This is a genomic window from Acidianus ambivalens (assembly GCF_009729015.1).
In the GTDB taxonomy this organism is placed as follows: Archaea; Thermoproteota; Thermoprotei_A; order Sulfolobales; family Sulfolobaceae; genus Acidianus; species Acidianus ambivalens.
Window position 1 is genome coordinate 139,430 of record NZ_CP045482.1, and the last position, 12,092, is coordinate 151,521.

The 12,092-nt window shown below is 34.5% G+C and carries 6 protein-coding genes, 1 tRNA gene and 1 pseudogene; 2 read left to right on the forward strand and 6 right to left on the reverse strand.

Annotation, left to right across the window (positions count from 1 at the left end; translation table 11 throughout):
• Positions 1 to 11: 11 nt before the first annotated feature.
• Complete coding sequence (locus D1866_RS00830; protein WP_231136348.1) at positions 12 to 2,636, reverse strand: DNA-directed DNA polymerase I; 2,625 nt, start codon at positions 2,634 to 2,636, stop codon at positions 12 to 14.
• Between the two features lie 74 nt (positions 2,637 to 2,710).
• Here D1866_RS00830 and D1866_RS00835 point away from each other — a divergent pair.
• A tRNA-Arg gene (locus tag D1866_RS00835) sits at positions 2,711 to 2,785 on the forward strand.
• Between the two features lie 44 nt (positions 2,786 to 2,829).
• Here the strand turns inward: D1866_RS00835 and D1866_RS13795 are convergent.
• Positions 2,830 to 2,976 (reverse strand): annotated as a pseudogene (locus D1866_RS13795) (putative integrase); the annotation flags it as partial.
• Between the two features lie 579 nt (positions 2,977 to 3,555).
• Here D1866_RS13795 and D1866_RS00845 point away from each other — a divergent pair.
• Positions 3,556 to 5,745, forward strand: coding sequence for a hypothetical protein (locus D1866_RS00845; protein ID WP_152940725.1), 2,190 nt, complete (start codon positions 3,556 to 3,558; stop codon positions 5,743 to 5,745).
• A 217-nt stretch (positions 5,746 to 5,962) separates the two neighbouring features.
• Here the strand turns inward: D1866_RS00845 and D1866_RS00850 are convergent, their stop codons facing one another.
• Genes D1866_RS00850 through nuoK form a run of 4 tightly spaced genes read right to left on the reverse strand, consistent with a single transcriptional unit; the run spans position 5,963 to position 12,092 of the window.
• Positions 5,963 to 6,997, reverse strand: a complete 1,035-nt coding sequence (locus D1866_RS00850) for an inositol-3-phosphate synthase (protein ID WP_152940727.1) — start codon at positions 6,995 to 6,997, stop codon at positions 5,963 to 5,965.
• Positions 6,994 to 8,367 carry an NADH-quinone oxidoreductase subunit NuoN gene (gene nuoN, locus D1866_RS00855; RefSeq protein ID WP_152940729.1) on the reverse strand — a complete coding sequence of 458 codons (1,374 nt, stop codon included), beginning with the start codon at positions 8,365 to 8,367 and terminating at the stop codon, positions 6,994 to 6,996. Before nuoN ends, D1866_RS00850 begins: the two co-directional genes overlap by 4 nt.
• Before the next feature lies 1 nt (position 8,368).
• Positions 8,369 to 11,806 (reverse strand): proton-conducting transporter transmembrane domain-containing protein, encoded by a 3,438-nt coding sequence (locus tag D1866_RS00860; RefSeq protein ID WP_152940731.1) that lies wholly within the window; start codon positions 11,804 to 11,806, stop codon positions 8,369 to 8,371.
• A 1-nt stretch (position 11,807) separates the two neighbouring features.
• The gene (gene nuoK / locus D1866_RS00865; protein ID WP_152940733.1) at positions 11,808 to 12,092 is read right to left on the reverse strand and encodes an NADH-quinone oxidoreductase subunit NuoK; all 285 of its coding nucleotides are present in this window, start codon (positions 12,090 to 12,092) and stop codon (positions 11,808 to 11,810) included.

The following is a 12,092-nucleotide window of genomic DNA, read 5'->3' on the forward strand; positions in this document are numbered from 1 at the left end:
TATGTTTTTATTTAAAATTTGAAGAAAGAATCTATAGATATTGTAGATGCTATTTCGTCCCAGCTAATGCCTAGAGACTTTAACAGTTGCTCGAAAGTACTTTTTACTGCATCATAATATTTATCCAAATCTATCTCTGTTAACTTAGCTAACTGTACTGGCTTGACTCCTTCCTTGCTTTTTACCTTAACAAATAGTATCATATCTCTAGGTAATACTTGAATTCCTAAGGCCCTTAATTGCATTGCTGCTTTTACATGTTGTGGAGTATTCTTAGTATAAGAATCTAAATCTTTAGAAAGCATAACTCTAAAAGCCAACTCGTCTAGGTTGTATTCCTTATTCTTCAGCCTATCATAGACGCTCTTTACTTTCTCTGCTACCTCCTTCTTTACTTTCTCCAGATCTGAAGGAGAATTTATTGTGCCCATTAGATCTTTAACTTCTTTAAATGCCTCCTTCAGGAATTCTGGAGTATTTCTTTTCTTAGCTAACATTCCTTTTATATCAAACGTGGAATCTGTGAAAACTCCAAAGTAGTTCTTTTTCAATCCTGAGAACGCCACAAACCTATAACTTTTATCGAGCTCTAGATCTAACTTAAAGTTCTCCTTAACCCATTTGATTATGGTATTTAATTGTTCCTGTGTAGGCTGATATAAGAACAACGAATCAGTATCGCCGTAAAGAACTCTAGTTCCAACCTCTTGGGCTTTTTTAACTGTGCTAGTGATTACGTATCTACCTAGGGCTGTAACGCTTTCTGCTACTGCTGGTGCATAAAGCGGGAAACTTTCTGCTCCAAATACTCCATAAGTTGCGTTAATAAACACCTTCATACCTCTTTGTACTACTTCATACATCATTTTACGTTCAGGATCTAGATCTTTTTGCTTCGACTTTTTCTTATATATCTTAACCCTAAAGTCCCTAAGTAACCCAGTAATAACTGCAGTTATTCCCGGTCTATCCATGCAAACGTGATGGAGAACTTGTCCTGTTTCATCTTTAACGTCTACTATGTTCTTACAATTTTCAATATCAACGGTCTCATAACTTAAATTCCAGGTCCTAATAATTGAAGGATACAGTGAGGCAAAATCTAATACAGTAACATTAAAGAAAACTCCTACTGGTGGATCAATTACTACTGCTCCCTTATATCCTTTACCTTTAATTGTTGCAGAAGTCTTTAGCGTTGAAGATCTTTGCAATATTTCCTCTTTCAAAGGAATTAACCAATTCCTTTTTCTATGCTCCCAATAGTAAAGATTCTTTACCCAGGCTGAAATTTCCGTTCTAGTCAGTTCTTCAATTCCTAATTTGGATATCCTAGCAAAAAGTACTATTAATTTCCAAGTTAACTCATTATTAAATGTAGTTAGCTTCAATGTAATCTCCGAATCTCTAAAGTTATATTGGATAAGCTTGGAAATATCTAGATCACTAATTAGACTATCAACTTTAACCTTTGACATACCAAGCAAAGCACTTGCTACTGCATCTAAGTTATATTCGCTATACTTTCCTTCAAATGCGTAATTCCTTACTGCCTTATTAAAGAAGAACCTATAGAGATCTATATGAAATCCAGGAAGGAATTTAGTTTCTCTACTCCCAATATCAAAAGGAATTTCTTCTGGAAAGAAACCTAACTTTAAAGATCTAAAGTAAATATATGGTACGTCGAAGTCATCGCCGTTAAACGTTAAGAGGAGAGGATAAGTTTTCACTATTTCAAAAAATCTTGATAACATTTCTCTTTCGGTCTTAAATTTCTCTACAGATATTCCTTCATTGTTTGTATTACCCTCACCTACGTCTTCCCTTTCTATTACTAAGACTTTCTTTAATCCATCACTACCAGCTAAAGATATGCTTATGATAGGAAATTCTGCCTTATAGGGATCTGGAACCCTACCTTTCATTGGAGTAAAAACTTCAATATCTACTGCTACCCTCTTAATTGAAGGTATTTCAGACTCAAAGAGCGGAGCCCATTGTAAAGCCATCTCTTTCGTTACTTCATCTGAATCTTGGAAAGCTTTAGTAACTTCTTCAGTATCAACTTTAGGAATAATAGCTTCTAGTCTACCCTTATTCACTTTATAAGGCATCCCTGGAATTAATTGCATATCATAAATATAGTTATTGAAATACTTTATGTGAGCCTCGTAAGCTTTAGGAACGTAGTTTCTCATCCTTCTTACTGCTAAAGGATCTTTAACTACAATCTTGGTCAAAGTAATAGGCTTCCAAGTATAAGGATCGATCTTGGTTACTACCTCTAAATGGTCAAAGGAAGGATCTCTAATAATCTTAGCTATTTTCCTAACTTTTTCAGGATCTAAATCTACTAAGAAATAGGATTTATGACCAGTATTATCGTAAAGTATAGCCGCCTCTTGAGTTTCAGGATCGTATAATTTCATTACTGCTTTCCCTTTTTTGCCGTCATAATCTACACCTAGTAAGTAGTAAGTCCTACCTTCTTTAGCTTCCTTAATCCACTCAACTTGTCCTCTCTTATTCTCGACTTCTAATTGTTGCACTTCATCTTCTTTTTCTACTCCTTTTCTTTCACCATGAGTCTCTTGTTTTATTGAGAAATCAAAGAGCGTAATCTGTTTTGCCACATTATATAAATGGAAGAAATACTCTTTAAGCATTAGGGTTTCATTTATTATACAGAGAAAATAATTTAACTCAAGGACCCGTAGCTTAGCCAGGACAAAGCGCAGGCCTTCGGAGCCTGTGATCCCGGGTTCGAATCCCGGCGGGTCCGCTGTGGGGAGTACCCCACACCCCCATTGCTATTTTCAATTTCTCATAAGTTTCGACTACGTCAGTTAAGGGGCAGACGTAACGCTCTTTCACTTCACCGTTCACATTCTCTAATTTGTAAACATAATAACGACCTTTTCTTTCACGTAAAATATAATCGCCGAATTTATGACGCCTCTGCTTTTCCGTCAGAACTCCTTACCGTATTATGGTTGCCAATTCGACCTTAAAAGCATTGGCAACTCGTCAATTTTTGTCGTCAAAATTCGACGAATTGAAAGAAGATGCAAAGATTCCTCAATAACGCAAAAAATTGAAGACTCACTCCATATTCCCATATAGAACGTTAACTTCACTCTCGAATTCTTCAGAGCCTATGATTACAGGTTCGAGTCCCAGCGGATCGCAATGATTTGAAAAATTGAAAGAGGTTTCCATAAATAAGACAATAAAATTAAACGCGACTTAAAATAAATCCCTTTTAGAAGGTTTTCTAAACTCATACTATGCTCAATCTAAGAATTACATTTACTCTCTTCCTTAATTTGATGTTATCACATATCATCTTCTAGCTATTTTTAATTGTAATATAACTTTGTCTATGCTAGCCAAATCAGAGGCAAATGCTGATCTACTTACAACAATTAACCGGTTTGTAAAGCTCTATAAACACTTATAATCACAATATACCTTATTTTCTTTTTATTTTTATCAAACGCAAATTTGGGTAAATCCTTTTTAATACTCACTACGCTTTTTTGCTGAACAAAAATGGAAGGAAAAATCATAGGATTCATAGGTGTAATTATAATACTATTAATAGCGGCAGCAATTGGTTTTTATGAATATTCGTCAGTCTCAAGTAGCTATTCTTCACTATCTTCATCGTATTCCTCCCTCAGCAGTTCATATAGCTCTCTTAACTCCTCTTATTCTTCTCTATCAGCTCAACTACAGAAAGCGGAACAAAACGAGACTATCTACATGAAGGAAGCAGAAAACTATTCACAGCTTTACATGATGTATAAGAGCTTATATAAGCAGAACGCAGAAGGAGCAGCATTAGATACTGTTTTAGAAGCGTATGATGGAATCTCAATAGAGAATCCTAACGACGTATTACCTTACTTAGCTCCAAACTTTACTGCAACAATAGAAGGAGTACCATTCCCAGGGACATACAATTTAGAGTCTTTCAATAATACATGGTTAGCAGACTTCTTCTCAAACTATGAGACAGTGTACTTCTATACTACGGCATTACCTACAATAACCCAAATCTCTCATAATACTTATGAAGTAACAGACGTAGTGCAGTTCTTCGTGGCACCTACAAATGATCCTATATATTTACAAGTATTTAATGCATCTAACACAATCATAGTACAAGACATTAATGGAAAAATGGAAATAACTTCACTTACATGGATGGGCAATGAATTACCACCTTCTGCGGTAATAGCCGGATATCCATCACAGCATACATTAGAATCTAACGTAGTATTAAGTAAAGTATTATCGGAGATAAACGGCCTTGGAGCGGAGTTTAACCCAGCAACTATCGCACAAAATTTTGCTCCAAATGCAGTTTTAGAAGTTACTGGCCAATTGCCATCAGTTTTCACTCCAGGTAATTATACTGGAATATCAAACATAGAAAGTTTCTTCTCTACATGGGATAGCTACTTCATATTTGTTGCAGAGTATTCACAGAATTTATTGCCTAATGGAACTGCTGTACCACCTAGCGTAAGCGTTCAATTATCTCCATCTGGAACAATGGCAGTAGTAGTTGCAAACGTTACACCATTCATAGGTTTCGTAAATCAAGGAGAACCAGGATTCCCCAACATCTACGATATTCACGTTAATTTAGTTACATACTTACAATATAACTCAACTACAGCATCCTGGCAGATAGAAAAGCAGATATTTAACGCAACAATGATTCCAATATTACAAGATACCTTATACTATAACCTAAACATGCCAATATTCAAGGTAATTGGTGAAGATACAGTAACTGTAAACGCTTCTCAAGGAGCAATATTACAAGAAGGCAATATAGTTACTGTCATAAAGCCTGGAACTTACGCAATGCTACCTAATGGAAGTATGGTAAGCATATATAACTTCTCTTTAATTACCTTCAGCTTGCAAGCAGTAATGCCTCCTGCACAAGACTTCTTTAACTTAACACCTACATATGCATTCGCATTTGCTATAAACGGTCAAATATCGCCTAAGTATGCATTGGTAAATGCTAGTGGATCTCCAGATCCCGCAATAACAATAGTTTATGCACCAGATACTTGGACAACATGGACATGGTTTAGCGGAACATTTAATGGTACAGCATATATAGGAGGAAGTTACAAGTTTGCTGACCATTGGATATATGGAGATGGAGTAATAGTGAATAACCAGTTCTTTAAGCCAGTACTATGGATCTTCGAAAGCTCTTGCGAACCAGTTGGAATGCCTCCAACACCAGTAAGTGTTACACCAAAAGAAGTATTTGGATTATCTCCAATAGCAGACTATACTTATGAGGTAAATGGGATAACTGGCGGAGTAGTAATGGCCGGAAATATATTAGTAGTTATACAGCCTGGAACTACTATAACCACACCTAGCGGAACTACTCTAACAACGTTCAACTTCTCTGTAGTATTCTATGCACCGCAAAACGTAACTGCTCCAGAACCAGGACAAGTACCGTTCCTAGTATTCGCTTATGCAATAAATAACTGCGTATCATTCCACTATGTGGCATCTAAGCCATTTATAACAGTAATTATGACACCATCTTGCGGAGCCAACATGTGGACTTGGGGATTAACAAAGTCTGGCATGTATGGTTATGTACTACACGATCCAATATTAATAGGAAAGGGTATAGTCATTAACCTAACATTCGTAAGACCAGTTCCTTGGGTATTAACATTACCTTTAATGTAAAATCTTTTATTAAGTTATATATATTTTTTATAATTTTGCAAGCCTTTATTCAAATATCTTCTTTTTAATCTATAGTTTAGGCCATTGATTCTCATTCTAACTATAAGAGAAGGAGAAAAATGTTGTAGTAAGAAATAATTATCTTTAGAACTAGTTAGACTTAGTGATGACTGAACCCCGGTCTGAGCAGTGATGCCACCGTGTGAGGACTGATTTATCATTTTATTATTTTCTTTAGAAAATCGTCAAAGCGAGCTTTTGCCTCATCTATAGACTTATACCTAACTGGAGAATTCTTAAAATAATAACCACAAACTTCAGGAATTACACCGCCTATATTGTTGTCCTTAAGGATTTTAGCCAGCCTTATAAGATCAATTAATGGCTGAACTGCGTTAGGTGCGTCGTAAGTCTTTAGCGAAATGTCTACTCTAACTTTTGCGCCCATTGCATATTCTCCTTCTATAACCATGTAACTTACTCTTCTATCTCCTAGAAACTCTACATAGTCTGAAGTACCTGCAACTATTTCAGCATTATCCGATCTTTGAGAGATAAAAGAAGATTTTATCTTCTTTTTAAGATCTTTCTTCCAATCCTCTAAAGTCGCAAAAGTTTCTGTATTCCCAGCTATGTCAATTTGGTAAGATCTTAAAATTTTTACTCCTCTTTTCTGTAAAAATTCAATTATACCGGAATGAAAGATCGTACCACCTATTTGACTAAGTAAATCGTCTCCAAAAATTGGTATCTTTGCTTCCTTATACTTATCTCCTATTCTCTCTGTTACATTAGAAGGAGTCGCGTTAATAAATGAAGAATTAGCAGAGAGACTTTCCTCAGCATAAAATAGACTTGCCTTATCTGCTCCGGCTGGTAATAAATTTATTACAACATCTACATTGTTTTCCTTTAATACTTCTTTAACATTCACGGGTTTCTCTTCCGATTCTTCAATAACTTTGGATAGTTGCTCATCCACGCCGTCTAAAGTTGGACCTCTTAATACTTCAACATCGCTTTTAACATCCACGTACTTTTGAACTACATTAGGCTTTGAAAAAATGGCCTCTGATAGTTTTTTACCAACCTTTCTTTTATCTATATCAAAAGCAGTAACTATTTCGATCTCATCTGCTTTTATAGGTAAGTTAAGAATTCCTGGAATTTCTATACCTTGTTTAACCATTTCTATTGACTGAACTAGTGCAGACGCAACATTTCCTATTCCTACAAGACCAACTCTTATCATACTACCACCAAGATTAGGGGAGATATTATACCAATACCTATGCTTAATATGGCAGAAAATATAACACTGTCTCTCTCTTCACTTTCTACGAAATTCAACTCTCCTTCCCTAAACATTTCTCTAATTATTGGAATATAATATCCTGCAGATATTGCGCTATTTAAGACAGTTATAATTATTAACCATGGATATAGATAAACAGACTCAAAGAGGAATAATTTACCCCAGAAGCCTATAATTGGAGGAATTCCTAGTAAGCTTAAAATCAGGATTGAGGCTGAAGTCGCTAAACCTCTATCTGATTTCGCTAAACCTCTTAATCCCTCAAATCTAGCAGTTCCGGAAACTTTCTCTATATGATTAACAAAATTGAAGAGACCTGCTTGCGCTATAACGTAAGCTAAGCTTTGAGTTACTAATCCTGCTTCAGCTATTTGAGTATTTACCTTAAGGGCAACAAATCCTATTAGAATGAAACCCATTTGTGCTATGCTACTAAAGGCTAATATGGAAGGCAAATCTTTCCTTGAAAACGCTATGATGTTTCCTACAAACATACTAAGTATAGCCATTATAGAGAATAGTACAACGAAAAACGTTATAACGTTCTGTGTAGGGTCTCCTAATGATATAATCCTTAAAAGAGGAATAATTCCTAGCAATTTTCCTACGCTTGATATAAATGATACAGAAATTCTATCAGCATTTATATAAACTTCTGGAAGCCAACCTTGGAATGGAAAAGCTCCCAATTTAAAGAAGAAAGCAACAGAAAGCAACGAGATACCAAGCATGAAAAGGTAAGGATATTTTATTGTAGAATAGTTCAGGGAAAAAGTATTAACTGAAAGGAAATACAATGCAAAGCCAAATATCATAAATGACGAAGATATTAATCCCATAACTAGGTATTTAATTCCAGCATCAACTGATTTGTAATCCTTTCTGAGCATAGTAATTGCATAAGATGCTGCAGAAGATATACCCCAAGCTCCTAATATAATCAAAATGTTATAAGCAAAAGCCATGTAAACTAATCCTAGTCCAGTAAGTAAAAGTAAAGATAACATTGAAGACTTAGTACTCCAATTCTCAATGTGCGATTTACCTCCTAGTATGACAACGGTAGTTCCTATTAACACTATTATTGAGAAAAGGTAACCTACATTATCCAGATATAGTGTACACGAGAATATTGTATAGCCTACGAATCCTATTATCCAGAAAAATGATAAAATTATTATTCCTATAATATTCACACTTAATGATAAATAAAAGGCCCTAGTAAATTCTTTTATAAACAACACTGCTATGGCAGAAAAAAGAAATAACACAGACAAAATTATTATTGGCGAATCTTGGATAAACATTTTAATCCCCCAACAACAAAATAATTACTATGACCATTAATAATATAATGCCACCTACATAATAACCTAAATAATCCCTTAAAAGCCCATTTTGAAGTTTATTGAATAGCCGACCGCCATAGTAAATTATTCCGTTTGGAAGTTTATAATTAAGAGAATTATCTATTCCCCTAGTTTCTACGTAATTAAATATAGCAGAACTTACTTTCAAAGCTAATATTCCTGCGATATCCATTATAGGATAGATATACCACCCATAATAGAAGAAGTTTATAATTGGAGATAGGAATTTATTGTTAAACATGCCTCCACTATAAATTATAAAAGCTATAGCTATTCCAACTAATGAAACTATGAAGTCGAGATTATTATAAATGAAAACATTTGGTGGTACTGAAAATTCTTTTCCTATAAATGAAACCAAGGGAAATATTTCTATAGAGAGTATTATAGATGAGATCATAAGAATTGCTGGAGAGACATACATTATAGATGATATATGACCTTCAGCCTCTTTTTCTCCAGAGCCGTACATAAATAACCTAGCTATATACCTTATAATATAGATAGCACTAGCAAACTCTAATCCTATATAAATCATATCAATGTAAGAATTATATGAAGTTAAATATGAAATGAATGAGTGAGCCCAAAATCCTATGAAAAGTGGAATATTAGCTAGGTTTAGTGCTGCAAAAAGTTGTAATACAAATAATAATTTAAGTTTCTTGTACAGATTTGGATATTCTCCTATGTATCTGCTCTCAGTATAATGTATTACAGAACCTGCATTCATGAACAGTGTGGCCTTATATATTCCGTGAGCAATCATCTGTATTAAGCCTATTGAAATTCCTGCATAAACTAAGGCGAAATTGTGAAGCAGAATAGCCAATAATCCACCGAGAGAAGAGGAAAGTATCATTAAGCTAATTTGGTCAGCGGTTGAATTAGCTAATATAACCTTTTGCTCATTCGAAACTAACGCATTAAATGAAGTAAATATTGCAGTGAAAATATTTATTCCTACAATTATTTCTAAGAAAATTTCTAGAGATGTAGAATATCCTTGTATGAGGAAAGGATAAGTTAAAAACGTAAATATTGCCCCTAAGTTTACCATGGTTGCAGCATGTATCAGTGCACTAACTGGAGTAGGGCCAGTCATTGCTGTAACCAGCCATTGAGTAAATGGAAACTGAGCGCTTTTTGATAGACCACCTAAATATAGTAAAATAAGAAATATTACAGAATATGGCAAGATAAGGAGAGATGGAAGTTCTGAGAATAAACCTTGAATGGACGAATGAATTACTGGATATATAACAGTAATTCCAGTTAAGGTAGATTGCGACGTTAGGTAAAGTAAATATCCTAATATCATTATCATTCCGATATCAGCTATTCTTGTAAATACTAATGCCCTTATTCCACTGGTAGTCGGTCTAGATAGATATTCTATTCCTAGCACGAATCTCTTAAAGTCGCCTACAACATTCTTTTCATTATCGTCTAGCCAATAGCTTATTAGCCCATAAGACGCTAAGGTTGTTCCTTCCCAACCAGCTAAGAATACTAGTATATTATCACCTAAAACTACTGAAAGCATTGATGAAATGAAGAAACCGAAGAAACCCCAATATCTCCTAAGTACATTGTCTTCTTTCATGTAACCTATGCTATAAATTGCTATAAAGAAAGATAAGGTAGATACAAATACTGCTAAAATTGCTTGAAGTAAAGAAGAGCTAAACTGAAAGTACTCAAAAGCTGTAAATGTATAAGCAGGAACAAAGAAGTTTGGGTGAGGTGTACTAACTGTATTAATCAAATTGTAAATCGAAAGAATCATCGAAAGTCCTATTAGTATTGAGACTATTGTGCCTTTAACGTCTTGGTTAAGTTTACCTGAAATTAGGGAGATTAGAGAGCCGACTGCAGGAAGAATAACTATTAAGAATAAACAAATATGAGTCGAGGAAGGTAAGGTTTGAATAAAGTTATTGAAAGAAATGGAAAGTAATGATGGATAAAAGAAGAAAACTCCACTTATTAATGCTAGCAAAAGCATTGGAATAGAGTACTCAGCTATTTTGTCAATACTCTTTATCTCCTTTCTCCCAGCATAAACTTTCTTGAATAAATAAGCAGAATATCCGCTTGATATACCTACGCCTACTGTCACTCCAATTACTAATAATATAAATAAAAGCGGTGACGAAACATGAATTAGTTGACCTACCGCAAGTAATAATAATACTTCGCTCAAAAATCCTATAGTTGGTGGTAATCCTAGGATATTTAAAAGTCCTATGAAAGATAAGGTAGTATGAAGTGGTGATGAAAGATAAAGTCCTCCAAGTTCTTCTATATTTCTAGTATTTAGCTCAGTAATTGAAGCTCCTGCACTCATGAATAATATTGCTTTCCCAAATCCGTGAGATGCATAGATAAGCACTGCAGAGAGTATTCCTATAGGCATTTGATTAACATTTCCTCCTAAACCTAGCATGTATGCTGCAGATGAGCCTAATAACATGTAACCCATCTGCGAAACCGTAGAGTAGGCTAAAAACCTCTTAAAGTCCCTTTGAGCTAAGGCGTTTATTCCTCCGTAAATCATCGTAATAACTGCCCAACCTATGAATATTGGTGCTAAATAAGAGAAAGCTGGGAATAGATAGAAGTAAAGTATTATTACGTAAACTCCTAATCCCACTAAATTAGGGCTTAATAACACTGATATAGGAGTTGGAGCTTCACCGTGAGCATAAGGTAGCCAAATGTTAAATCCTGCTTGTGCTGATTTTACTAACATTCCTATAACTCCTAAGAGGAGAACTAATTCTGCAAAGGGTATTGACGATAATACGTTAGTTACACCATAAGAGGAATAAATATCCATCGTGTGAGATTCTAATCCAATTATTATGATAGAGGCAAGTAATAATATTGTTCCAATGTGAGTCCAAATAAAATACATTAAGCTAATTCTTCTTCTATCACCATAACCGTAAAGTAAAATCAAGAGGAAAGAAGTTACTAGGGAGATTTCTAGAAACACATAAATTTCCAGAAGATTAGTTGAAATTGATATATATATCATGGACACCGCAAATAATGAATATAGACCGTAATACAGACCCCAACTTCCTTCTCCTATTTTTTCCTCCATATACCTTAATGAATATACTGTAGTCACAATAGTTACTGTCAAAATTACTAAGAGGAAGGAGTAATTCAGATCATTAACGGTGAGGCCGAAGTAACCTATATCAGTACCAACAAAGAAATTCTCAAAAAGGCCCCTCCTTAATAGGAAGAATGAATTTATACCTATCGCAATAATCGAAAGAATAAAAGCGCTCTTTTTCTCTTTAATAAAAAATACTAGGGAAGAGAGAGCGAGAGATATAATTAGAATTAATATGGATATCATTTTAATCCACCTCAAGAGATCCTTTATTTCTATAATATAGAATTATCGAAGCAAAAGCTACTACTACTTCTATGAGAGCCATACTTATTGCAAAAATTGAAAAAATAATAGGAGAATATACTTTACCAAATAAACTGGAAATAGAGAAAACAAGGAGAATAGTTGAATTTAAAATTATCTCGGATGATAAAAGAATTCTAATTATGTTTCTACTATTAATCAAACCGTAAATACCTATTCCTATTAATGTAATTGACAGAGATACGCCAAATTCTCCCAATATCAT